Source organism: Mesotoga sp. B105.6.4, from assembly GCF_002896535.1.
Classification (GTDB): domain Bacteria; phylum Thermotogota; class Thermotogae; order Petrotogales; family Kosmotogaceae; genus Mesotoga.
This window is the reverse complement of sequence record NZ_JWIM01000066.1, coordinates 51,235-75,554: the sequence shown is the minus strand read 5'-3', so window position 1 is coordinate 75,554 and position 24,320 is coordinate 51,235. Positions and strand designations below refer to the sequence as shown.

At 45.7% G+C, this 24,320-nt stretch carries 26 protein-coding genes and 1 tRNA gene; 10 read left to right on the top strand and 17 right to left on the bottom strand.

Annotated elements, in window-relative coordinates:
* Nucleotides 1–17 precede the first annotated feature (17 nt).
* From RJ60_RS12440 to RJ60_RS12390, 11 genes are all read right to left on the bottom strand, one after another.
* Nucleotides 18–93: transfer RNA gene (locus tag RJ60_RS12440), tRNA-Trp, on the bottom strand.
* A gap of 34 nt (nt 94–127) precedes the next feature.
* The gene (locus RJ60_RS12435) at nt 128–1,567 is read right to left on the bottom strand and encodes a proton-conducting transporter membrane subunit (RefSeq protein ID WP_103134900.1); all 1,440 of its coding nucleotides are present in this window, start codon (nt 1,565–1,567) and stop codon (nt 128–130) included.
* Nucleotides 1,564–1,923 (bottom strand): sodium:proton antiporter, encoded by a 360-nt coding sequence (locus RJ60_RS12430; RefSeq protein WP_103134899.1) that lies wholly within the window; start codon nt 1,921–1,923, stop codon nt 1,564–1,566. Before RJ60_RS12430 ends, RJ60_RS12435 begins: the two co-directional genes overlap by 4 nt.
* Complete coding sequence (locus RJ60_RS12425) at nt 1,920–2,591, bottom strand: MnhB domain-containing protein (protein ID WP_103134898.1); 672 nt, start codon at nt 2,589–2,591, stop codon at nt 1,920–1,922. Before RJ60_RS12425 ends, RJ60_RS12430 begins: the two co-directional genes overlap by 4 nt.
* Nucleotides 2,588–3,277: a hydrogenase subunit MbhD domain-containing protein gene (locus tag RJ60_RS12420; RefSeq protein ID WP_103134897.1), complete on the bottom strand. Its 690-nt coding sequence runs from the start codon at nt 3,275–3,277 to the stop codon at nt 2,588–2,590. The genes RJ60_RS12425 and RJ60_RS12420 overlap by 4 nt, the downstream gene beginning before the upstream one ends.
* Nucleotides 3,274–3,555, bottom strand: coding sequence for a monovalent cation/H(+) antiporter subunit G (locus RJ60_RS12415; RefSeq protein WP_103134896.1), 282 nt, complete (start codon nt 3,553–3,555; stop codon nt 3,274–3,276). Before RJ60_RS12415 ends, RJ60_RS12420 begins: the two co-directional genes overlap by 4 nt.
* Complete coding sequence (locus RJ60_RS12410; RefSeq protein ID WP_103134895.1) at nt 3,552–3,800, bottom strand: hypothetical protein; 249 nt, start codon at nt 3,798–3,800, stop codon at nt 3,552–3,554. Before RJ60_RS12410 ends, RJ60_RS12415 begins: the two co-directional genes overlap by 4 nt.
* Nucleotides 3,797–4,150, bottom strand: a complete 354-nt coding sequence (locus RJ60_RS12405; RefSeq protein ID WP_103134894.1) for a Na+/H+ antiporter subunit E — start codon at nt 4,148–4,150, stop codon at nt 3,797–3,799. The genes RJ60_RS12410 and RJ60_RS12405 overlap by 4 nt, the downstream gene beginning before the upstream one ends.
* Nucleotides 4,151–4,948, bottom strand: coding sequence for a radical SAM protein (locus RJ60_RS12400; RefSeq protein WP_258006316.1), 798 nt, complete (start codon nt 4,946–4,948; stop codon nt 4,151–4,153).
* A gap of 433 nt (nt 4,949–5,381) precedes the next feature.
* On the bottom strand, nt 5,382–6,650 hold the full coding sequence (gene murA, locus RJ60_RS12395; RefSeq protein WP_103134892.1) for a UDP-N-acetylglucosamine 1-carboxyvinyltransferase: 1,269 nt from the start codon (nt 6,648–6,650) through the stop codon (nt 5,382–5,384).
* A gap of 109 nt (nt 6,651–6,759) precedes the next feature.
* Nucleotides 6,760–8,130, bottom strand: a complete 1,371-nt coding sequence (locus RJ60_RS12390) for a serine hydrolase (RefSeq protein ID WP_103134891.1) — start codon at nt 8,128–8,130, stop codon at nt 6,760–6,762.
* 102 nt (nt 8,131–8,232) lie between these two features.
* Here RJ60_RS12390 and RJ60_RS12385 point away from each other — a divergent pair, with 102 nt between their 5' ends.
* Entirely contained in the window at nt 8,233–9,498 is a 1,266-nt protein-coding gene (locus tag RJ60_RS12385; RefSeq protein ID WP_103134916.1) for a patatin-like phospholipase family protein, read from the top strand.
* Nucleotides 9,499–9,551: 53 nt separating this feature from the next.
* On the opposite strand, the gene rbr is transcribed toward RJ60_RS12385, so the two are convergent.
* From rbr to RJ60_RS12370, 3 genes are all read right to left on the bottom strand, one after another.
* On the bottom strand, nt 9,552–10,145 hold the full coding sequence (rbr, locus tag RJ60_RS12380) for a rubrerythrin (protein ID WP_207759726.1): 594 nt from the start codon (nt 10,143–10,145) through the stop codon (nt 9,552–9,554).
* Between the two features lie 164 nt (nt 10,146–10,309).
* Nucleotides 10,310–11,257 (bottom strand): cation diffusion facilitator family transporter, encoded by a 948-nt coding sequence (locus RJ60_RS12375; RefSeq protein ID WP_103134890.1) that lies wholly within the window; start codon nt 11,255–11,257, stop codon nt 10,310–10,312.
* Nucleotides 11,254–12,696, bottom strand: a complete 1,443-nt coding sequence (locus tag RJ60_RS12370) for an alpha-amylase family glycosyl hydrolase (protein ID WP_258006315.1) — start codon at nt 12,694–12,696, stop codon at nt 11,254–11,256. Before RJ60_RS12370 ends, RJ60_RS12375 begins: the two co-directional genes overlap by 4 nt.
* Nucleotides 12,697–12,829: 133 nt before the next feature.
* Here RJ60_RS12370 and RJ60_RS12365 point away from each other — a divergent pair, with 133 nt between their 5' ends.
* The 9 genes from RJ60_RS12365 (at nt 12,830) to RJ60_RS12325 (ending at nt 22,721) form a co-directional block, all read left to right on the top strand.
* Nucleotides 12,830–13,879, top strand: coding sequence for a type IV pilus twitching motility protein PilT (locus RJ60_RS12365; RefSeq protein WP_099828478.1), 1,050 nt, complete (start codon nt 12,830–12,832; stop codon nt 13,877–13,879).
* Nucleotides 13,879–14,961, top strand: a complete 1,083-nt coding sequence (gene prfA, locus RJ60_RS12360) for a peptide chain release factor 1 (protein ID WP_099828477.1) — start codon at nt 13,879–13,881, stop codon at nt 14,959–14,961. The genes RJ60_RS12365 and prfA overlap by 1 nt, the downstream gene beginning before the upstream one ends.
* Before the next feature lie 28 nt (nt 14,962–14,989).
* A complete protein-coding gene (locus RJ60_RS12355; RefSeq protein ID WP_099828476.1) occupies nt 14,990–15,484 on the top strand; it encodes an aminoacyl-tRNA deacylase in 495 nt (164 codons plus the stop codon).
* 237 nt (nt 15,485–15,721) lie between these two features.
* Nucleotides 15,722–16,231 (top strand): zinc ribbon domain-containing protein, encoded by a 510-nt coding sequence (locus RJ60_RS12350; RefSeq protein ID WP_099828475.1) that lies wholly within the window; start codon nt 15,722–15,724, stop codon nt 16,229–16,231.
* Nucleotides 16,232–16,719: 488 nt separating this feature from the next.
* Nucleotides 16,720–17,301, top strand: a complete 582-nt coding sequence (locus tag RJ60_RS12345; protein WP_146028925.1) for a hypothetical protein — start codon at nt 16,720–16,722, stop codon at nt 17,299–17,301.
* Nucleotides 17,302–17,743: 442 nt separating this feature from the next.
* Nucleotides 17,744–18,625: an RNase adapter RapZ gene (rapZ, locus tag RJ60_RS12340; protein WP_103134887.1), complete on the top strand. Its 882-nt coding sequence runs from the start codon at nt 17,744–17,746 to the stop codon at nt 18,623–18,625.
* Between the two features lie 32 nt (nt 18,626–18,657).
* On the top strand, nt 18,658–19,740 hold the full coding sequence (locus RJ60_RS12335; RefSeq protein WP_103134886.1) for an ABC transporter substrate-binding protein: 1,083 nt from the start codon (nt 18,658–18,660) through the stop codon (nt 19,738–19,740).
* Between the two features lie 58 nt (nt 19,741–19,798).
* A complete protein-coding gene (locus tag RJ60_RS12330) occupies nt 19,799–21,592 on the top strand; it encodes an iron ABC transporter permease (protein WP_103134885.1) in 1,794 nt (597 codons plus the stop codon).
* A 4-nt stretch (nt 21,593–21,596) separates the two neighbouring features.
* The gene (locus RJ60_RS12325) at nt 21,597–22,721 is read left to right on the top strand and encodes an ABC transporter ATP-binding protein (RefSeq protein WP_099828470.1); all 1,125 of its coding nucleotides are present in this window, start codon (nt 21,597–21,599) and stop codon (nt 22,719–22,721) included.
* Between the two features lie 81 nt (nt 22,722–22,802).
* Here the strand turns inward: RJ60_RS12325 and RJ60_RS16315 are convergent, their stop codons facing one another.
* The 3 genes from RJ60_RS16315 to RJ60_RS16310 all read right to left on the bottom strand — a co-directional run bounded on the left by RJ60_RS16315 (nt 22,803) and on the right by RJ60_RS16310 (nt 24,180).
* The gene (locus RJ60_RS16315; protein WP_258006314.1) at nt 22,803–22,979 is read right to left on the bottom strand and encodes a hypothetical protein; all 177 of its coding nucleotides are present in this window, start codon (nt 22,977–22,979) and stop codon (nt 22,803–22,805) included.
* Between the two features lie 10 nt (nt 22,980–22,989).
* Nucleotides 22,990–23,955, bottom strand: a complete 966-nt coding sequence (locus tag RJ60_RS12320) for an NAD(P)/FAD-dependent oxidoreductase (RefSeq protein ID WP_258006313.1) — start codon at nt 23,953–23,955, stop codon at nt 22,990–22,992.
* Between the two features lie 96 nt (nt 23,956–24,051).
* The gene (locus tag RJ60_RS16310) at nt 24,052–24,180 is read right to left on the bottom strand and encodes an NAD(P)-binding protein (protein ID WP_258006312.1); all 129 of its coding nucleotides are present in this window, start codon (nt 24,178–24,180) and stop codon (nt 24,052–24,054) included.
* Nucleotides 24,181–24,320 lie beyond the last annotated feature (140 nt).

Sequence of the window (24,320 nt, the reverse complement as noted above, 5' to 3'; positions counted from 1 at the left end):
ATGATTCCTCTCTTTTCTGGCAGGCGAGGAGGGCCTCGAACCCCCGACCTACGATTTTGGAGACCGTCGCTCTGCCAATTGAGCTACTCGCCTACAAAGACGATTATAGCCGAACCGGCACTGCTTTTCAAGTCCGCAGGAAAGCCGCTCCCATCGAAACCATAACCGCGATCAGATAAACGATGAGAGAAAAATCCAGCTTCTCGATCCTGTTTGATATGGGTCTCAAATACCTTCTAGATACCATGTAAATGAGAACCCCAACCGTTGCCGGTATCAGAGCCTCGAGTTCGTAGAGCTCAAATCCAAGAATTCCGTGGCTAAGAATAACTCCGGTAAGCAAGATATAGGAGATCAAATGGCTTGTTTGCATCCTAATTTTTTCTGAGGATGGCATGAGGAACAGAAGGCGTGCGAAACTTACTGCGGTCGCGGTTGAAGCAACATATAGAGCTCCTTTCAGCCAGGGGCAACAGGCGCCGTGAATTATCGCTTCCTTGGTAACGCAGCCCGAAGTAAGAGGGAAACCTATCATCGCGAGCGAACCAATAAGCAGGAATGCGTGTTCCATTCTGGAGATCTTCCCGTTCCACTCAGTGTATTTCTTTGTGCCCAACCTATATGAGATATTTCCTACCACCAGAAACAAGAGAGTCTTGAAAATCGCATGGCTGAAGCCATGCCAGGAAGAGGTCTTGTCGCAGTTTACCATCATGAATCCTACCTGCGACATAGTGCTGTAAGCGAGCAATCTCTTCGCATTCATCGAGTTCAGAGCCATGTACGCGCCTACCAGAGCGCTAAGAAGGCCCAGCACTATGTAAAAATCCTTAAGCCATGCGAAGGGCTCGTATCCGATGAACCTAACAGAAAGATACACGTCGATTTTTACAATGAGTGCGGAAAGGATTGGAGAAACGTGAATCGGAGCATTTGAATGGGCGTCTGGCAGCCACATGGAAAAGAGGAAAAGGCCCGATTTAATGGCCAGCCCACCGAAAATCAGCACTGTAGATACCGTTGAAGCCTGATGAAGGTTCTCCATCGCGAAGGAACCAGTTTCCATGTACACGATACCTATTCCCAGCAGATAGAAGTTCAGGCCGAGAGAAGAAAGGAGGAGATATTTCAGACTTGCCCAAGCCTGCCGAGGCTTCTTTTCATACGAAATTAATATGAAAGAGATAATTGAGGCGAGCTCCACCGTCACAAATATGTTGAACAAATCCCTTGAAAGGAAGATCGAGTTTAGAGTTCCGTAAAGGATCAGAATCAACGAGTAGAAGAAGTTTTCGTAACCCTTCCTGTATGAATTCAGAACAACGGCCAGCGTCACAAAGAATGTCGAAAGTAGGAAGGGGATAGAAAGATCATCTATCATTAGGTTTATTCCTAAAGCGCCCCACTTGCCAAGAGCGGTAGCCGATTCATTGAATAAGACAAATGGAAGTGCGCTTCCGCCTGCAAATGTCGTTGCGAGGGCAACAACAGGGCCAACTCCCTTTCTTTCTTTCAGCAGAAGGCATACTATGCCTCCGAGAACCGGTATCAGAACTAAGGCGATCATTCTTCCTCCCTATCAAAACCAAGTTCGATTGTCTCGACATTCATCGTGTGATATCTGTTATATATTATTACCGCAAATACCAGAGAAAGGCAGAGTAGAGCAAACGAAATCACAATTCCTGTTATGATCACTGCCTGAGGAATCGGGTCGGCGTAGTTGGTTCTTGAGAAATCTCCGCTGATTATTGGCGGTATTATCCCCCCTCTCGCGGAAATTCCTGTGTACATAAGGTTTATAGAGGTCTCAACTATACCTAGTGAAAGAATCTTCTTAATTATGTTCTTCGAGAGGATCATACCGATAGTACCCACCAGCATTCCTATGATTGAGAAGTAGATCACGACCAGGCCAGTCATAGTGTACCCCGTCTGCTAATAAACTCGCTGGACATCTTCCATGCGCCGGCGTACACTTTGATTCCGATGAGAATGTTCAGTATAGGGATAAAGCCACCACTGAAAGTCGAACCAAAGCCAGCCTCAGAAAGTAATTGTGAGTGGGTTTCTGGCAAAAGGATGATCAAAGTTGAGAATGCGAAAATTAGCATGAGACTGATTTTCTCAAGCATACCGATCTTCAGAATATCATAATGAAGACTTGCCTTCTTGAAACTGGAAGTGAGACCATAAGTGATTACGCCTGTTGCAAGTACAACTCCGCCAACAAAACCTCCACCCGGGGTGATGTGACCGTTTATTACCACATATAGGAAAAGGGTTATCGACAGCGCGGCCAGGCCCCCGCTATAGACAGTTACTGTACCAAATACCTGCTGGCCTTCATCGTTGTTCACTGGAAGCGATGCAAGAAGGGCGGCAACTCCCAGAGCCGTTACAGTGAAGACGATTATCTCAAATATCGTGTCATAGAGTCTCGCCTCAAGATAAACGCTTGTAACTGCGTTGGGCACGTTAACTCGTTCCACAATTTGCTCTATCGGCCTGGGGATACTTCCAGAGGGATCAAATGAAAGCATAACAATGACAAAGATTATTGTAACTGCTATGATTCCTGCTATCTTCACAGGTACCGCCCCACTATCTCTTCGATATTCCCTGAAGATCTAATCTCGTTCAATCCTTCAAGAATATCTCTTTCCAGATCCGGCGAATTCATGGAAATGACAAAGACATATCGGCTCTTTTTCAGGAACTCTGGCGTCGGGGAAATAGCGTTTCTGCTCAAGTGTTTCAGTCTCACAAAATCAATTTCTTCTCCGTTGCAGACAAATATTGAAGTCTCCAGATAAGGGATGCCTTTTGTTCTACCTGAAACGTCGTCCTCTGTAAATGCTCCACAAACCAAATCGACTTCATGATTCTCAACGGCATTCAATGCATCTTCCTTTGAAGAGAACTTAACTGGTTCAACGTGATAACCTTCCTTTTCGTCAACAAGCCGAATGATATCCCACTCCAGCCCTCTCAGACCGGAAGGCGACTCCTCTATCATCGAAGGCACATCGAGAAATCCGAGACGGACACGGCGCTGTTTCTTAAGTGCCATTATGTATACGATTAGAACCAGTGCAACTCCGACAGAGAACTGTGTCATCGCAACATCCGGTGCCCCTATGATCATCATGATTACGGCCGAGACCGAACCCATAATGCCAAACCAGATAACACTCTGGAAGTTAGTCCTTGATGAAAGGACGATTATCGCGCTGACAAGATAAAGAGAGCTGATTGCGATTATGACGAAATTCATCTATCCCTTCCCCCCGCATTTATGAACGCTCTTGCAATGACATGAGTAACGAGAGGGCCGGTGACCATCAAAGCGACTATGAAAGCGAGCATTTCGATTATCGTAAGCAGGTCAAAGAAGAAGGCAGAGGTTACGATGAATATCAGACCAACCGTGTCGGCAACCGTCAAGAAATGAAGTGTTCCGATAATTGTGTGAGCGCGGATTGCCCTAAACGTGCCTGCGACAACGAAAAAGAGGCCGGGTATAAGGAATAAGTATCCGATTATTCTCATCATCGTCGTACCCCCAGATAATATGCAGCGATAATTGTGCCGCTCGTGTTGAGAATGAGAAACAGCAAGGCAACACCGGATATGAAATCTACGCCTGTAACCATTTCGATGAAGATTATCCCGATCAATAACCTTGTGGAAATAGATGAGTATGCTATAAGAAGTCTCCAGGGGTCGCTTCCTGCAGCAAACCAGACCAGCATCGCAATAGAAGAAATTATTGCCGCCATTGTGATATAGAAGGTCACTTTTTCACCTCGTGGATCAACAGCCCTTCCCTGTCCTTCGAAATGACAACTTCCTCAGGGGTCATTGTAATAGAGATGATCTTCCCAAATTCAACGATTCTGTTCTCCGGTGCTTTCTCGCTTCTTACCGTGAATACGGGTTTCGAGAAGATAATTCTGAATGATTGAAAGACTGCAACAGGTAAAGCGAGCATAATTCGAAATACGGTACCAAGAACAGGACCGGGACGGATAAGCCTTGCAGATACATACTGTACAAGGACAGATACTAGCAAACCCGATACCACCGAGGCTAGAGTGAACCTTCCAAAAAAGGTGATCCACAGAAAAAACGAGATTACGAAAATCATCTAGTCCCACCTCAAAGGTTTGGCCCTGAAATTCTCCTTAGATTTGGAATGCTGCATCCATCCAGTAAGACCAAATCTATCTATCACATCAAGTGCATAATCGTATTCCTCTTCCGAGATTTTTCTTGATAGTTCGTAGTGCTCTCTCGCCCTGTAAACTGGTCGATACTGTGACATAAGCGATATGGGAACGGACGAAGACAATTCAAAGGCCACAAACTCCGCCATCTCTTCTGTACCCGCTATTCCTTCAGGTAGAACAAGGTGCCTGACAATAACTCCTCGCATTCTTTCTTCTCTGAAGGAGCCAGTCTGTCTAAACATCTCCTTCACCGCCTTCTTTGTGACAGTCCAGTAATCGGGGACAAGGGAGTATTTCTCTCCAAGCGCATCGTCGGTATATCTTATATCTGTGAGATAGATGTCGACGATTCCATCGAGAAGCTGCAAAGTACTTACTTCTTCATAACCGCTAGTGTTGAACACTACTGGAAGGGAAAAGCCCTCCTCAAGCGCAAGTTCGTAGGCTTTGAGGAAGCCATACAAATTAGGAGTCGGAGTGACGAGATCGATGCAAGCGGCCCCTTCCTCCTGAATCTTCATGAAGTGTCGTGATAGCTCTTCAAATGAAAAGACCTTGCCTGCGTTCTTTTGACTGAAAGCGAAGTTTTGACAGTAGAGGCAGCTCATTGTGCAGCCACTGAAAAAGACTGCACCTGCACCGCCTTCCTTCACCAAAGGTGGTTCTTCCCCAAAGTGTAGTACTGTTGCTGAGACTCTTGGTTCAATTCTCTGCATGCAGAAACCAGAAGTCTCATACCTGTTCACATGACATTTCTTAGGGCACAGGTCACAAGAGTGCAGTCTTTCTCTCGTTTTCTCTATTGCTTTATGTACTCTGTCGAGTTTTTCTAAATTTGAATCCATTCAATCCATTCCTTCTCTTCACTCTAAAGGTTGTCGGAAGACCGTGAGCTGATACTATCACACAAATTCGAGTCTAGGGAGACTAAGATTAAGTTTGGGCTATGCGAGGGAAAAGGAACACTTCGGGCAAGTTCGCCTAACCAACAATCCCTTACGTACAACCAATCCAACATCGTACTGAGAGTCTTACATCTCGTCAAGCTGAACTTGTTTCAGCATCCAGTTCCTTTTTCTTCGCCAGCGGAAAACCGCTCAACGGCCCACAGTTCTCATGATCCGACCTACCCCTAACCTCGTTTCTCCCTCATTCTTCGTCGGGATAGAAGGTAATTTTCGCTCCCAGTGTCCTCAGTTTCTCCTGGAATCTTTCATACCCTCTGAAGAGGTGTGTGGCATTGTTGATGATTGTCTCTCCGTCCGCAGCTAGCCCGGCCATTACCAGAGCAGCACCGGCCCTGATATCTGGCGCAACGACTTCTGCTCCACTTAGCTTTTTCACACCACGAATATTCGCATGGCTGCTCGAGACTTTTATCTGAGCTCCCATACGGTTTAGCTCATCTACATACCCAAAACGATTTTCGAAGACGTTTTCCTCAAGCACCGAAGTGCCCTCAACCGTCGCTAAAACGGCCGTTATTATTGGTTGAAGATCTGTTGGAAATCCAGGGTATGGTTCAGATGATACTCTAACAGGGTTCAAAGGGCCTTTCCAGAAAGCTCGCAAATATTCATGGCTCTTTTCAATGCCTGCACCCATCTCTTCGAGAATTCTCAAAAGGGCAATCAAATGGTCTGCAATTGCCCCATGGATTTTAATGTCACCTTTGGTGGCGATCGCTCCGAGTAAATACGTTCCGATTTCTACTCTATCTGGAATAACTGAATACTCTGCTCCAGTAAGCTTTCCAACTCCTGTCACTTTGATGGTTGGAGTTGAGGCACCACTGACTTGTGCACCACACTTGTTAAGAAAGTTCTGAAGATCAGAAATTTCGGGTTCACGCGCGGCGTTTTCAATCGTTACCACGCTCCCCTCCATAAGCGCTGCAGTAGTCATTAGCTGCTCGGTAGCTCCCACACTGGGAAATGGAAGAGCATAGATTATCTCTTTCTCGAAATTCTGCGGGATCACGGCCATAACGTCGCCGTGCTCTTCGGTTATCTTGAATCCAAAAGCCTCCAACCCCTTGAGATGAAAATCAACAGGACGCTGGCCGATATTGCAGCCACCAGGTTTTCCAACCTTGGCCCATCCACAAATCATAGCAAGAGGACCAATAATGTTGAATGAGGCTCTCATTTTTCTTACGAGTTCATATGGAACGTTTCCTACTAGAATCTCTCCAGGCATTATTGTGACGGTTTCATTTTCGAAAGCGACTGTCTTTCCAATTTGCTGAAGTATTGATATCATCGTCTGGACATCTCGCAATTCTGGCACATTCTTTATGACGACTGGCTCTTCAATCATTACTGTAGCCGCAAGAATCGGTAGCACTGAATTTTTGGAGCCACTTGCCCTTATCTCGCCTTTGAGACGTGTATTTCCCATAACAACGAGCTGGCTCATAATAACCCTCCAATCTTTTCATCGAGTTAAGAAGATACGACCGCACTCTTATTTTATCAGAGGTAAGGGCAGAGGAAAGATCGAGTCATACCATAATAATTCTATTAGCTCAGGATCCAATCTCATTATAGATACGAAGTCCGATCCTTAGACCTTCTATTCTGCCAAATTCATTTACGATGAACTCCCCCGCACTTGCCAAATAAGGTTCGCTAAGATTTATTACGAAACCTTCGTCCGATATTGAAATCTCCTGTGGAGTGGATGGAGGAGCCGGTTCAGAGTCTTCATCTGGAAAACCTACTCGCGGGATTTCCTTAATGAAGCTCTTCCCCTGCTCAATGAAGATCTCCAGATCTGACATCTCTCCTCTATAGAGCCCGGCAATCTTCTCCGCCCTTTCCAGATAATTGGTTGCGGGTTCAATAATTACCGGATTCAGTTCCAGAAGATCTTCCACGATCATTCTCGAAAAGAGAGAGGTCGCTTTACTGCCTTCGTTGCTGTTGGTTAGAATGGCTGCTGAAAAGTCGATCTCCGGGAAGACCATCAGTAAGGATATTTGACCGTTGGTGCCACCACCATGCTGTATTGTCGCCACTCCATCAATCTCTTCCACGAACCAGCCAAGTGCGACCTTAGATGCAGGGGAAGCGTCAATCTTTCCAGTTATGAGTTTTGTGAAGGAATCATCACTTATGATTCCATTTCTATCCGAAGCTCTGCCACTAAAATAAAGGGCTGAATAGTTTAGTAGTTCCTTAATGTTAGTGACGATGCCTCCAGCTGGATGTATTGCCCTTCCAACGGCCCAAGGAAGAGCAACAGATATACGATCTTCTGTGATCAGGTGCCCGACCGCAAAACGTTCTGTTATTATATCTTCGGGGAAGAAATGAATGTTCTCCAGACCGAGAGGCTTGGAAACCAGTTCGATGATTGCTTCTTCGAAGGTCTTCCCGGTAACCGCCTCAATTACTCTTCCCGCCACATAGAAACCTGAATTGCAGTAAGAAAGGATTCTTCCTGGAGGGTTGATCTGAGGAAGAGAAGACATGTTCCTAACCAGTTTCTCCAGGGCATCCTTACCATAACCAAAATCCTTGAAGTAATCCCCCTTCATGCCAGAAGTATGGGTCAGAAGATGTTTCATCGTGATCTTTTCTTCAGCTCCTTTATCTGAAAGAGCGAAATCTTCGAGGAGTTCCTTAATTGGTCTTTCCAGATCGATCCTGCCGGCATCGACCAATCTCATAACAGCAAGAGCTACGAAAGTCTTGGTTATCGAGCCGATCTGGAAGAAAGTCTCATCATTTACCTTCAAGGGATGGTTGATATTCGTGACCCCAAGAGAGGCAGTTTCAACTGTGTCCTTAAAACGTACTCCGCAGGAGATTCCGGGAATCTCACCTTCTGCAACTAGCTTCTCCAATTCAGACGTTATTTCCGCGAAGCGCTTTCTAAAACTTTCCAGGTTCATATAACACCTCCTTTAAGCATTGTAGCTGAACATGCACCATGAGGGAAATTTTCTGTGGATTTCGGAGGGAGCCTAATATACAATTGGATAGAGGTGACCAAAGTGGGTAAGTTGAATCTGTCCGAACTTCTTATTCCGGCTAAGGAAAGGGTCAATTTCGACGGTAAAATTGGACTCGTGCTCTCGGGAGGCGGAGCCCGAGGCGCTTATCAGATAGGAGTCTGGAAGGCTCTGAAGGATTGTGGAATTGAGATCGGGGGAGTCTATGGGACGTCGGTAGGCGCCTTAAACTCAATGGCAGTTGCTATGGACAAGTTCGAAGACGCACGCGAATTGTGGCTGAAAATCGATTTCGATAAAGTGGTAGTAGATGGAACTGACGGCAACTTGATCGAAAAAGCGATTGGTGCACTCAAGACCGGCGGGTTCGATCCTGCTCCACTTAGAAAAAACTTTGGCCGTCTCCTTAAGGAAGAGGAAGTTCGAAAAGCCCCGATCGATGTTGGTATAGTCACTTATTCTCTCAGCAATATGGAGCCGAGGGAGCTCTTTATCGAAGATATTCCTGAAGGAGAGCTAAGAGACTACATTCTGGCAAGCGCTAATCATCCAGTCTTCAGAAGAGAGCAAATTGGCTTGGAAAAGTTCATAGATGGTGGAATTTACAGAAATATTCCCGTTAATATGGCTTTGAGCAGAGGGTTCAAGGAGATTATTATTGTCGATCTCGGTCCGAAGAGAATTAGAGATCTTCTGACTCTTGTTTCACTAAAGAGACTTGATGAAGTGAAACATCTTGTAATCAAACCGAGAGAATTCTATGGAGATGTTCTTGACTTCGATCCCGAAGTCTCTCGAAACTTCATGAAAGAGGGATATCTTGACTGTCTCAGCGAACTGGGTTATCTTGCCGGAGAGGAGTACTATGTTTTTGCAAAGCAGGACACGATTGCAAAAGCGCTCTTCTCAATGCCTGAAAAGAAAAAGAAAGAGGCAAAAGCTATCTTTGGAATTGAACCCTGGCAGAGCGAGTCTACTCACCACTTTTATTACGGGCAACTCATGCCAGTATTGCAAGATCATTTCGGAACCTCCGGTCCTTTGGAAACATGGGTGGTCCTCCTAGAGAAGCTTGCAGGACATCTAGAATTTGGGAAGCTGGAGCTGTTCACTTTACAGACTCTGATCGGACGGATCGTTTCTGCTGCGCGCTCAAGTTTTGAGAACATAAAGTATAACGATATCGCCTGTGAAAGAGTTGTGAGTTTTCTTGAGTTTCTAATAGACAATTCGAAGATGAAAGATCTCGAAGATCAGGAATTCAGGGTATTCGTAGATGGATTCAGTTCTCTGACCCGCCTGGAATAGCAGAGCCAAAAAGGGCCCGGCAATACCGGACCCAGATGACTTCTAGAGATGATCTAATAGTTCTCAACGAAGAGTTCGAAGTAAGCCTTCGAATGTTTGCATGCAGGGCACTGCTCGGGCGCTTCTTTTGCCTCAAGTATATACCCGCAATTTCCGCATTTCCAAAGGACCTTCTCTTCTCTCTTAAATACCTTTTCGGTTTCGACGTTTTCGAGCAGTTTCAAATAGCGGGTCTCATGGCGTTTTTCCACCTTGGCTATCTGTCTGAAGCTCTCTGCAACAGTTCTAAAGCCTTCCTTTTCCGCGACATCGGCAAATGTTGGATACAGTTCCGTCCACTCTTCGTTTTCTCCGGCAGCGGCAGCTTTGAGATTCTCTCTCGTTCCTCTAAGATCTACAGGATAGTCAGCATCTACGTGGACCATAACCGGTAGTTCGCCTGTCATACCTTCTATGATGTGCTTGAAGAAAACTTCTGCGTGTTCCTTCTCGTTATCGGCAGTTTCCCTGAAAAGAGCGGAAATCTGCTCGAATCCTTCCTTCTTGGCTACGGAAGCGTAGAAAGTGTATCTGTTTCTTGCCTGTGATTCGCCTGCAAATGCCTTCATTAGGTTCTCAAGAGTCTTTGTGCCTTTTAGATTCACGATTTCACCCCCAATACGAGATATTGTTTTCAAATATTTTTGTGTGAACTTATTACGGTTGAGAAAGAGCATCTCCACATGATTATAGTACAAAGTCGATTACAATTACGAATCTCTCTAAAGAAAACCGACACGGAGACTTGGTCTCAAGAAAGGCACCGCAGTTTCTAGTGGTCTTTATCTGTGTTTTTTCCAAACTCCCTCGAAGAGTCTATTCCGAAGTTCTCATCTTCAACATTTCCCGAAGGTTCAATGTGAACATGTACATCATAGACGTTTTCCTGATCCTTCTTTATCGCGGCCTCAACCTGCTTGGCAAGGAAGTGGGCGTTCCTAACAGACAGCCTGGGGTCTACTTCGATGTCTAGATCAACAAGATACTTGTAACCCATCTTTCTTACTCTCACTTTGTGAGGGTTGTGAACTCCCGGAACTCTTTCAACCGCTTCGAAGATTATGTTGTAAACATTGTCGCCCGGCTTCAGTCCATCCATAAGCTCGTAGTTGGTTTCCCAAAAAATCTCGATAGAGGTCTTGATTACCAGCACTGATACAACCAGTCCGATAATCGAGTCGATTATCTGCAGTCCGGTAACTCCAACGAAAATCGAACCTCCCAAAACGGATAGCGAGATTACTATGTCAAGCTTCATATTCATCGCGTCTGCGACAAAAACAGAAGAGTCAATCTTTTTTCCAATGCTCATCTTGTAGCGATAGAGGAAGTATTTCGTGACGGATGAGATTGCCGCAACCACAATTACCAGCTCAAGATTCTCGACGGAAGACTCTCCGGTAAACAGCTTCTGAACAGAACTCATAGCAAGCTGGGCGCCGGCAAAAAAGATAATCATGGACACAATTTTGGATGCAACGGCGTCGGCTCTTTCATGACCGTAAGGGTGTTGAGCATCCGGCGGTTTGCTTGAAACAGATGTTGAGATCCACGTTATGATAGATGTCAATATGTCGGTAGTTGAATCCACCCCATCGGCAAGAATAGCCATGCTTCCAGTGAAGAAGCCGGTAAATACTTTGATCACCGCAAGCAAAGCATTTCCAGCTACGCCTATTATCGAACCCATTCTGGCGACTGAAGCTCTATCTTCGTTCATTCAGTAACCTCCATCGCACTAGCTAGGGCGCCAAGATATCTCTTGTTCCTGTACCTCGATACGGTGCCGTTGATCACTTGGACATCAGCGTTCAAATCGACAGCAATCTTCTTCGTTCCGAGATTGTGGAGTATGTTTGCGCTCTTGCTCTCTCCAGCCACCTTTAACATTATCAAAGTCTCCTTGCGCTTCACGCTCTTGATTGTGGCAAATCTTAGCCAGGGATTACTCTTTCTGAATTCAAGTATAGCCCTGAATCTCATATAGTAGCTGTCATCGACAGCTTCTTGCGCTTCATAGGACACACCGCTGTGAGGATGGTTTTTGCCGAGAGCCTTCCATTCCGTCTGTCCCGGACCGTAGCCGTTCTCATACCAGAGAAAGGGTTCCAGCTGTTCTTCGTTGAAGTACATATTGTAGACACCTTCCATGCCCAGTTCCTCGCCATAGTAGAAGAAGGGTACTCCTGGAAGAGAGAGCAATACAGACATTGAAAGAAGCGAGAGTTCGCGGTCGCCGTTCATTGACGATACCAAACGACTCATATCATGATTCGTAAGGAAGAGTCCAGATTCATAGCTGCGTTTGGCCCTGAAGCACCTGTTCAAATCTGTCTTCAATGATATTACCAGAAGCTCAGGATCCTTCTTGGCAATTGCTGACTTCAAGTCTTCGGCCAGCGGGAAGTTGAATCCGATTCCGAAGATCGCAGAATAAAGATCCACAATTCTTGCATCATCCCAAACTTCGCTCACAAAGATCGAATCGGGCGAAATTGATCGGCAGTGCGAGGTCATCTCTTTCCAGAACGCGATATTTCTGCTGTGCTGATACTCGCATATTCCCTTCTCTATAGAGAAATCGAAGATGTGTTTTGCGGCGTCGAATCTGAAGCCGTCAAATCCCACCGAAAGCCAAAATGTGAGAACCTCTTTCATCTGTTGCCATAGAGAAGTTGATTCGTAATTGAGATCGGGGCTTCCCGGGCCGAAAAGTGTATATGCCCATTGGCCGGAGTAATTAGTCCATACCTTCTCCCCGTCCCAGTGTCTCCTTGCCTTTAGCCAGTCTTCGTTCTGCAGAAAGAGGTACCAGTCCCTGTACGGTCTTTCGCCGTCGAGAGCCCTGAGAAACCATTCATGACTAGGAGAAGTGTGGTTGATCGGAAGGTCCAGGATCACTTTCAGATCTCTCCTATGTGCTGAAGCAAGAAAGCTTCTCAGCTCTTTGAGATTTCCATATATGGGATTAATGCTGAAAAAGTCAGTGACACTGTAACCGTGGTATGCCGGCGACTGAAGTATCGGTAGGAGCCATATTCCTTCGATACCGAGACCTGCAAGATAATCAAGTTTCTGTTCGGCTCCTACTAGATCTCCTATTCCGTCTCCGTTGCCATCGCAAAATGATCTTATATACAGCTCGTAGAACACGCACATCCCTCCCGACTATGGCGGTCCAAAATCGGATCGATTCATGAGAACTATCACTGTCCCTAGAATCTTACATCTTATCATAGTTATCCTACAGCGCATTGTGTTAAAATCTTGTCTGTTCTAGGAGGTGTGGAAGATGCTAATAATGGAGACTCTGAGCAAGGGTGAACAGATGAATGCGAGCGACGTTCATGTGACTTCCGGGGGTTATGTGATGTACAGGGTCGATGGCGAGTTGATTCAGGACAAGCTTCTTACCGATGCGATAATGATGAAAAAGATCATTGCTGAGCTTAAGGAAGTTACGGGGATGGAGTTTGAGGACTCGGACAGTAAGGAAATCGATTTCTCTTTTGGCTTCAGCTCATCGAGAGTAAGAGGAAATTTCTTCTACTCAAATAAGCTTCCTGTGATAGCTCTGAGGCTCATTCCGAAAACAGTTAAGACTATAGATGACCTAGGTTACCCCGCCATTTTCAAAGACTTCTGCAAGCCGGACAAGGGACTCGTGCTAGTTGCGGGGCCTACAGGCAGCGGTAAATCAACCACTCTTGCAGCGATGCTGGAAAACATAAACAGAACAAGGAATGCACACCTCATAACTATAGAGGATCCTGTAGAGTATGTTTTTGAGCAAAAGACCGCTTTGATTCACCAGAGGGAGCTTGGACCCGATACCAAGTCCTTCTACAACGGCCTTAAGTATGCCATGAGGCAGGACCCGGACGTAATTCTCGTTGGCGAGATGAGAGATAGCGAGACTATGGAACTTGCGATGACCGCTGCGGAGACCGGTCACCTTGTTTTCTCAACGATTCATACGAATTCTGCCGCCACCACTCCCGAAAGGATAGTCGGAGTCTTCCCACCTCATCAGCAGAACCAAATAGCAATGCAGCTTGCAAATACCTTGCTGGCTGTCATTTACCAAAGGCTGCTGAGAAGAAGAGACGGCAAAGGGAGGATTGCAATTCTTGAGATTCTAGTTGTGAACCAGGCGATAAGGAACCTTATCAGGGAACAGAAGTTCCATCAGATAGAATCTATGATGCAAGCCGGCATTAAGTTTGGAATGGTTACCTTTGATGATGCGTTGATGGATGCTTTCAAGAAGGGCATTATCGACAAGGATCAGCTTCAGAACTATGCGAGAGATGCGAACGCCATGGCCAGGAGGGCCTTCTAATGGATCTAGAAAAGATAATGGAAGTATTCAGGGAGAGATTCAAGGAAGTTGAAAGGGAGCTCTCCAGACCAGAAGTTGCCTCCGATCCTGAGAAACTTATGGAGTACGGCAAGAAACATTCCGAGCTTTCCGAGATCATAAATCTCTACAATGACATAGAATCGATGAAAAGCGAGCTTGACGAATGGTATGAGATGAAGAATTCTGCCGGTGAGAGCGAACAGGAAGAGATAGCCCAGACAATATCAGACCTTGAGAATAGCATTGGGAAACAGGAACTGAATCTAAAGGGACTACTGGTTCCCGATCTATCAGACAATAGAAACATAATTATCGAGATAAGAGCGGGAACTGGCGGCGAAGAAGCGGCTCTCTTCGCTGCGGATCTATTCCGCATGTACAGCAGATATGCCGAGCGAAACAACTGGAAATCAGAGATCATTGATTCCAATGAAACAGACATCGGCGGATTAAAAGAAATCGTATTTCAGATAAAAGGTCGGAGCGTATTCAGCAAACTGAAGTATGAAAGCGGAGTCCACAGGGTCCAGAGAGTTCCCTCTACAGAATCCGGCGGAAGGATCCATACTTCGACCGCCACAGTGGCGGTTCTTCCTGAAGTCAGCGAGACGGAAGTCAAAATCGATCCTGCCGACCTAAGAATTGATACGTACAGAGCTTCAGGAGCAGGCGGTCAGCATGTTAACAAGACAGATTCAGCGGTCAGGATAGTTCATGAACCAACGGGAATCGTTGTTGCGGTACAGAAGGAGAGATCTCAGCACCAGAACAAGGCCAGGGCCCTTGAGATACTTCGTGCAAAACTCTACGAGATGTATAGCTCTAAGGCGGAAAATGAAATTGTCGAGACCAGAAGAACGCAAATAGGAACTGGAGAGCGAAGTGAGAAGATAAGAACATACAACTTCCCTCAAAACAGGGTCACTGACCACAGGATTAACTTCACCAGCTACAGACTTCTTTATATAATGGACGGCGACCTCGACGAACTGATAACAGAGCTTTCCGCTGCAGATATAAACAAGCGTTTGGAACTGCTCCACAGGAAACTTATCGGTTAGTCTAGAGCCTCTTCTAAGGAGACAGAGCATGAAGAATGAGAAGCCTCTAAGAACAAACGCAACAAGGATTCTGGACGGTCTCGGCATAGAGTATGAGGTTCTTGAGTACGAAGTTGACGAAAGTGATCTGGGCGCTGTTAAGGTCGCTTCCGAACTTGGACTTTCAGCTTCTAAAACGATGAAGACAATCGTACTCAAAGGTGATCGAAGCGGTGTCTTCGTGTGCTGTCTCGGTGGGCATCGGGAAATCGATATGAAGAAGCTTCCGGAGATAACTGGTGATAGAAATATCGAAACGGTCTCCTCAGACCGGCTTCTAGCTATTACAGGTTACGTCAGGGGAGGGGTCTCTCCTCTGGGTATGAACAAGAGCTTCAAAATCTATATAGATGGAGAAGTCTTGAGTGAAGAGAGGATTTCTATGAGCGCTGGCAAGCGGGGCCTTCAGATATGGTTAAGGCCGACGGATCTGGTTGTCGCTACGAAAGGTAATGTCGCTTCGTTCTCCAAAGAGAAACACTAAGAGTTCCGGGCTACGCTTGGCAATTAGATTTTGAAAATTATCACAAGAACGGAAATTATTCCGAAGAAAAGGGCCAGTAGCAGCAGAACCGTAGAAATCTCCATCAATCTTCTCTCCCTTCAAACTCCTGTCAATCAATTCTACATTTTTCTTTCCCATCTCAAAAGGAACTGTGAGTAATCTAAGTTGATCATATTGAAAGACATTGTACAATTGAATTGAAAGGACGGTGGTGAAATGTACATCCGCTCTGGTGATCCAGTGAGAACAGTAATCAAAGTTATCGGTGGAATAGTCTACGGTGTCGGCATAGGCTTGATAATACTTAGCTTTGCTAGTTTCTTTCTGGCTCCGTATCTAAGCCTTGTTTTTGGAAGTGTATTCGTTTTTATAGTGTTGGGCTTCATCGCAACAACCCTCGGGAGAATGCTTCTAGGCATGGCGAAGACGAAGAGCTTCTCCGGTCCTGTTAGTGAACAGGAACCCGTTAGTAGGAGCGAAGTTCAGGAGGAAATGACCTACGACTACACCTTTGTTTCCGATAGAGAGGCAAGACTCGAGAAGAAGAAGAGTAAGAGTTATTCTAGGTGTCCGGAGTGCGGCACAGAGAATGACGACAAGGCAACCAAGTGTTCTAGTTGCGGAACTTCTCTCACTGGTTACAAGAAATGTAGCCTTTGCTATATGTTGAACAAAAAAGAGAATCGTTTCTGCAAGAACTGTGGACACGATTTCAATCTTGACTGAGTAAAAAGACTCCGAGATGCATGGCAGCAGAAGACCCGCTGTGCAATTGGAAAATGACGTTGTACGCAATTGAGAAAACGGAGAAAGAGCATTGTCGAGAGCTTCGCTGCGAGAGTGCGAGAATTCATAGTTGACCGTCAACGGTCCACTGTTCTCGACGAAATGGAGCAGTTGCAAGTTCTCAGTTCCGAGTTGCAAGCTATAGGCATTAAGAAGAACAAAACATTAGACGCAAGGCACTGAAGAGCATCAGTGATAGCAATGCCTGCTTCGCAGGGAAAGAGCCGCTTTTCGCTGAGCGCTGAACGCTCGGAAGACCAAAATCCGTTTGCCACTAAAAGTTGATGGGGGAACTTAATCTCACAGCGATCAGCGGATCCTTGTTCTTAAGCGTACAGCGGATCTGGGAACGAAGAACAGATCCTCGCTCGAGTTTATCCTTCAGGACTGATTTTCATCTCCCCGGTCTTCGATCTCGGAACAGTCCAGTGGAGTTCAACGGAGGACAAGGCATTTGCTCTCTCAATTCCGGCCTATGTCGCTTCTGCCCGGTATCACTGCAAGGTTACGGTGAGCTGGAGACTCTTGTTGAAGAGGCAAGTAGATGGGTGAAGGAGGAGTATGTAAGCGCGCTCTGGGAGGTAAACAAGCTTGCAGACGATAGAAAACGGAGTATCGCAGAGACTCTGGAAATGCTTACAGGGATCAGCTCGGCCGTATTCTATCAACGAAATCTAAGGATGAACCAGGTGGACTTCTGTACATTGCTGCTAGAAGAGAGCTACCGCTCCCTTAGCGTGTATGACTCAAGAATAACGGCAATCGGGCCATGTATTGGGGCCTTAAATAATGGCACAATGTTCGATCTTTCTGGGCAGCTGAAAACATGCGCAAATGATTACATCAAGATAGAGATAGGATATGAAACAAATCTGCCTTACAAGAGCGGGAACGCAGAAGTGTATCTGAACAGGAATTGGGAGAGCGGCAAAGCTGAGCCGGAAATGCCTGACTCACTTGACCTGGGATTTCCCGATGCAGTGATGCTCTTTCACATGCTTTTGCTTTGACCAGAGCGCCCTATCTATGAGTCTTTGTCGCTGGAGGAAGGTTGATCTTGAGTGCCCCTTTGAATCGGTTGCCTATAGCATTGATTATCTCAAGATCTCGGATTCTCTTCGTGCCAACATCATTCACAGAGTCTACGAGGGCGGCCATGATCTATGTTAATCCCGAGGCTCTGGAAGAGCTGAAGAAGGATTTAGAACTCTTCTACAGCAATTGAGGGTCCCTAACAACATATGTTGACCGGAAAGCCCCATTAATTGATCTTGGGTAGTCTCATGTGGCTTAGGATGAATCAAGTGTTGAAAAAACAATGTCGAAAGACATGAATCCGGTCTGGCGTCGGGCTACTAATTGGAGTTATTACAAACTGTTGTATAATTAAAGATAGAATCTTCTATTTCTCGTTTACTAATTATGTTTTCCATTTGGGCGGTGATGCTACGAATGTCTTCATCTATTATCGTTGTAACCGGAATGTCCGGCGCCGGAAAGTCTTCGGCAATCGATGTTCTTGAGGATTTTGGCTTCTTCTGCATGGACAACGTTCCTCCTTCGATTATTGGAGAGCTTGTAAGAATAATCGGCGAGCAGGAAATCGACAAGAGTGCCGTCGTAATCGATATTCGTACGGCCAAGAAGTTCGGCGGAATGGATAAGGTAATTGAGGGCATTGAATTGCTTAAAGAGAGAGGGTTGGGAGTAACAACGATTTTCCTCGATGCTGAAGACGAGGTTCTATACTACAGATATCAGAAGACGCGAAGAGCACATCCTCTCCAGGAAGAGATAGGACTTGAAGAAGCGATTCAGAAGGAAAGAAGTATCATGGAGCCGCTGAAACTGCACTGTGATCATGTTATCGATACTTCAAGAATGGATATGAAAGAGATGAAAGAGGCAATTGTTTCGATAATTAGCGGCAAGGGATATTCGCTTCCACCTATGAGAATAGAAATAGAGAGCTTTTCTTATAATGAAGGAGTGCCTCATGATGCCAACCTGATTTTCGATGTGAGATTCCTTCCCAACCCCTATTATTACGAGGATCTCATAGAGCTTACAGGAATGGACAAGCAAGTTAAGGATTATTTGGAGACCTATCCGGAGATCGAAAGCTATTTCGACACTGTTCTGAGACTATGCAGGATAACGATAGAGGGATTCGCGGGAAGCGGAAGAAACTTCATCAAGATAGCTGTTGGCTGTACCGGAGGCAAGCATAGGTCTGTGTATATCGCCGAACGTCTGTACGAAGCGCTCAAGGTAGATAGCGTAAGGCTTTCGCTTGATCACAGAGAGCAAAAGATACATAAAGAGAACTCCTGATCCAAATTCTTAACTGATTTAGGAGGTGTTTTATGAAATTGAGGTCGTTCTTGCTCGTGCTAGTCATTATGTTAGGTATTTCTATCCTTGCTGTTTCCCCGGAGCTGCTCGAGGCGGCCAAGAAGGAAGGGAAGGTCGTTGTATATTCTATAACCAGCAGAATATCCAATGCGGCAGAGGCCTTCACAGCGAAGTATGGAATCGCCGTAGAAGCCTATAACCTGAAAGACTTCGAGATGATTGAAAAGGTTTCCAGAGAAGTGGGAAACGGAATCGTCGGCGCGGACTTTGTAATTGCCCAGGACGGTGGTAGAGTATTCGGGGAGCTTATCGAGCCGGGATACTTGATAAACTATGTTCCGGAAGACATGAAGGATCTAATTCCCGAGTCGATGCAGAATCCGCTTGTTCTATCGGTTATCACTAAGGTCTTCCTTTACAACTCCGAGACATTCACTTTCCCGCCCGTAACTAATGTTTGGGCGCTTACGGATCCTGCTTACAAAGGTAGGTTCTTCTTCAAGGACCCCTTCCAGGAAGGCGTAAACATGAATTTCCTTACGATGCTCACAACTCCTGAAGTTGTTGAAGATCTGGAAATCGCTTATGAAAGGTATTTTGGGGAACCAATTAAGCTTACAACAGAAAACGCCGGTTATGAGTGGATGAAAGGAGTTCTCGAGAATGGACTGGTCTTCATCAACAGTGACACAACGATGGCCGAGTCTCTGGGAATAAGAGGACAGGGGATTGACAAGGTCGGTCTATGCACCTATTCAAAGGTAAGATACAGAGACACCAAGAATCTCGCCCTGCTGCCGATTATGGGAATGGAACCCTTTGCCGGTTTCTATTATCCCAGCTACATGATGCTGACGAACAATGCCGCTCATCCTAATGCTGCAAAGCTCTTTATCGAGTATCTACTGACGGAGGAAGGCTTTGCTCCTTGGGCTGGGTCTGAAGGAACTTACTCGTCTAATCCAAATATCCTTCCGTATCCTGGCGACAATGCCTTCGATGTTTGGGAGAAGGTATTGATTGGTGAAGATCCTGAGTTCCTTTTCAATCACAGACTTGATGTAGAAGACTTCTGGAATATGTACGCATATTGATCACATTCTCTAGACTCCCCCGATCGGGGGAGTCTTAGTCTCTTCAAAGGTGGTTGCTATGAAGAAGTTGCTGAACAAGTTACTCGGGTATTTGTCGAAGCCAGAGCACGCGATTCTGATTCTCCTGCTCATTATCCTGATATATTTGACGATAGTTCCTCTATTCTACATAGGAGTAGACACTTTCACTGTTCATTCTGCAGAAGTGAGAAGAATTAGGGGTTCAAGTGTTGGAGATTTCACGACTTACCACTGGGAGTACGTGTTTAAAAGTGCTGCAAGCGACAACTTGTTTTATAAACCCCTCATAAACACTTTGCTGGTTTCAATAGCTACCTGCGCTTTCGCGCTCATAGTCGGAGGCTTCTTCGCCTGGATGGTAACCAGAACAAATCTCAGATTCAAGAAGCCGATATCCACGATGATGTTGTTTCCATATATTATGCCCTCCTGGACACTGGCTATGGCCTGGCTGAACTTCTTCAAGAACAAGAGCATTGGTGGCGTACCTGGCATATTCACGGCCTTAACGGGCATTGAGACTTCAGACTGGTTTGCATATGGATTCATTCCGATAGTTCTCGTTCTGGGAATGCATTATGCGCCCTTTGCATTCATACTAATCGGTGGGATCTTGAGAAACATGGACGCAAACCTTGAAGAGGCCGCAGTGATTCTCAAGGCAACGAGATTTCGGATAATATGGAAGATAACTGTGCCAATAGTCATGCCAGCCATTCTGTCTACGTTCTTGCTTGTGTTCTCCAGCGCTATGAGTGCGTTTGCCGTGCCTTCATTCCTTGGAGGTCCGGTGAGGTTTCAGGTGCTTACAACGCAGCTGTACAGAACGATCAACGGAGTTAATCCCGGTGCCGGATACATTATCGCTTCATTCATGATAGTTGTTGGAGTGGCAATTCTCACGATAAATCAGTTGATTATCGGCAAGAGAAAAGGGTTCACTACGGTAACGGGAAAGAGCGGAAACATCTCGCTTGTGAATTTGAGAAAGCTTCGTACACCGATTTCCTCAATTATGCTGGTACTCCTGGTAGCAGTGGCGGTAATCCCGCTGCTTACCTTTGCGGCTCAGTCGTTCTTTGTGGAGCCCGGGAATTACTCTCTTAGCAATCTATCTACGATATTCTGGACGGGAGAGGGTAGTCCGAACATAGCAAACGGTGAGCCGGGTATCTTAAAGAATAAGTACGTGTATCAAGGCTTGTTCAATAGTTTCTCTCTTTCTATCGTAGTAGCGCTGATAGCAGGCACAGTTGGTATACTGGTCGGGTATTCCGTTGCCAAAACCAGAGGAAGATTCGGCTCCAATATGGTTGACAGGTTGGCCTTCTTTCCATATTTGATTCCTAGCATGGCTTTCGGTGCGATCTATCTATCGATGTTCTCGGTTCAGCGAGGTTTCATACCACCTCTTTACGGTACTTTTGCGATACTTGCCCTTGTTGGTTCGGTGAAGTATCTGCCTTTTGCATCGAGAGCGGGTATTAACGCGATTCTGCAGCTTGGCAAGGAAATTGAAGAGGCCGCAATAATACTGGGCATCAGATGGTGGAAGAGAATGGTGAAGATAATCATCCCAATTCAGAAGCCCACGGTAATATCCGGTTATCTTCTTCCTTTCATATCGAGCATGAGAGAACTAGCCCTTTATATATTGCTTGTTACACCGTCAACCAGCATTTTGACGACAATGCTTTTCAAGTACAACGAAAAGGGCTGGAATCAATACGCAAATGCGATTGTACTGCTGATAATCGGAATAGTTCTTGTGTTCAATTTCGTGATCAATAAAGTCACCGGCGCAAGTCTGGATAAAGGAATAGGAGGTTGACCTGATGCCTGAAATTATATTGAAGAACCTGACAAAGACTTTCGGAAGTGTCAACGCGGTTGACAAGCTTGATCTTACGATTGAAGACCGCGATTTTGTGACGCTTCTCGGTCCCTCCGGATGCGGTAAAACCACGACACTTCGAATGATATCCGGGCTTGAAACGCCAACAATCGGTGAGATAAGCATCGGCGGTAAGGTGGTTTTTTCAGGTGAGAAGCAGATTAACCTATCTCCGGATAAGCGGGATGTCGGCCTCTTGTTCCAGAATTACGCACTTTGGCCTCACATGACAGTTTATCAGAACATAGCTTTCGGTCTTGAAAACATGAAGTGGAGCAAAGAGGAAATAAGAAAGCGAGTAAGAGAGATGGGCGATCTCGTCAAGATAAGCGATCTTCTTGACAGGTATCCTTCAGAACTTTCGGGCGGTCAACAGCAAAGAGTTGCCATCGCAAGAACACTTGCTCCAAATCCTAAGGTCCTCTTGATGGATGAGCCGCTTTCTAACCTTGATGCCAAACTGAGAATGGAAATGCGAGCCGAACTGAAGCGGCTTCACAGGGAGATCGAATCGACGGTAGTCTACGTCACTCATGATCAGCTGGAAGCAATGACACTGGCCACAAAGGTTTGTCTCCTTGAGGAAGGGGTTCTCCAGCAATATGCACCCCCACTCGTAATATACGATCAACCGTCCAACGTTTTCGTCGGAGATTTCATCGGGAATCCTTCAATGAATTTCCTGGATGCCACAGTTAAGGGTGCTGAGAAAGATGGAGTCTCTCTTGAAACCGCCGAACTCACTATGGAGATGATTTTCAAGAGCAAAGAGGCAGAAGTTAAGAACGGTGACGAAGTAATAATTGGTTTGAGACCGGAGGACATCACGCTAAACCCGTACAGCGGAGCAAATAGTTGTGTTATCTACTCAACGCTTCCTTCTGGAATGGAGACAGTGGTGAGGGCAAAGATCAAGAACACGATGTTCTCAATAGTCGTCTTTGGAAGAGTCGATTTCGTAGTTGATTCGAAGATGGAGATCTCCTTTCCTTCAGTCAACTACTTGCTTTTCGACAAAGCTACAAAGAATAAGATAGGAGCAGGCTCTTTGAAGTTGACAGAGTAGAGGCAATGCTTATTTGGGAGAGGGATCTTGAAGTATTCCTCTCCATGCTACTTCAGAGAGTAATCGTATTGAATCTATATCTCAGAAACCCACAAAACTCTTCTTCTCTTTCTTGCAGATCTTTTTGACGGTGTTCCTGCCCATCGTGGCACAGCCGTAGAGGTTGGTTCCTCCTATGGAGTGCTCGATCACGTAGAAGTTCTTCAGAGTCTTCAATACCAACGACTTGTTGAGGAAGCCTTTGAGAGTGTCTTTCATTCGAAAGTCCTCATTGCTCCCATAGCCACGTCCATTTGAACTTCTCTGTGGTCATTGGCGTTGCAACATCAGTTACTTCAACTTCATCTGTGATGCCGGGATTAACTCTCTCAATTGCACTGATAGTGTTACTGGCAATCTTTTCCTTTGGTGCCATTGTTCGATCATAACTGTAATTCAGAAGGTTTACTATGGAACATCCGTCACCTGCAATCTCAATCGGTTTATCCAGAAAGAAAGACATTGCATTCGGCAATTGTGACAGGTCCATGTTAATGCCAAAAGACACGTGCAGAGTCATCATCATTCTGTCGATGGGCTTTGAATACATCGAGCGCAGCCGATCGGTGAGGTGTCTCTCATCTATCAGTTTCTTAAAAGTATCATAGCCGTAAACATCTGAAACCACATAGTCGGCGTTAAGCTCCTGACCACTTTCGAGCCTTACCCCGACTGCCCTTCCCTCCCTTTCAATGACCTTAACTGCTGACGAATCGTACAGTATCTCGCCCCCGAGGAAAGCGTATCTCTTCACGATTGACTCGATGAACTTGCCGGAACCTCCGGAATACCTTCCGTATCTCTTCGCGTTGGAGCCTGCCATTACTCCAAGATTGAGAGTCATGGGGATATTTGCCCAACCATATTGAATGACTGGAAAGAACATCCTTAAGGCAGGATTCTTGAATCTCTGAGCAAAAGCAATCATTGTGTACTTCGTGACCTTTCTGTTCTTTATGAGAACAAAGATGTTCTTGATCCAGTCTCTGAATTTCCAGAATCCCACTTCCAGAAGATCCATATCGGAAAGTCTGCGGATTCCGTTGATATAGTCCTCTATTGTATGAGAATCTTCAGGAGCGATTCTCTTCATTTCGGTTTCAAGTCTTTCGAGATCGTAGTGAACCGTGAACTTATTGCCCGATTGATCTTCTGCTTTCACCAACTCTTCGGGGAAGTGAACTTCTGAAGGCATGGCGCCCAAATCCTTCCACATGTTGTAGAGGGGGGTATTCGGAAGTAGCCCAGCAAGATGGCAAATAAAGCCATCGAAAACATATCCGCCGCTATCCTATGAGGTGCATAGACCGCCCAATTTGCTTGACTTCTCAAGTATAATCGGGTCGAATCTGTTCATTCTGGCAAAACACCCCGCGGCCAGTCCGCCGATTCCACCTCCGATGATAACAATCTTTGTCATCTTAGCCTCCTTAAACTCTTAATTGGACGATTGGAAAGCCCTCCCACCGAATGTAACAGAGAACAGATGAGAGAAGTGGTAATTACGAGTTAATTCTATCACTCTTGAAGGTGTCTGTTCGCTAAGCGAGTTATGTACTA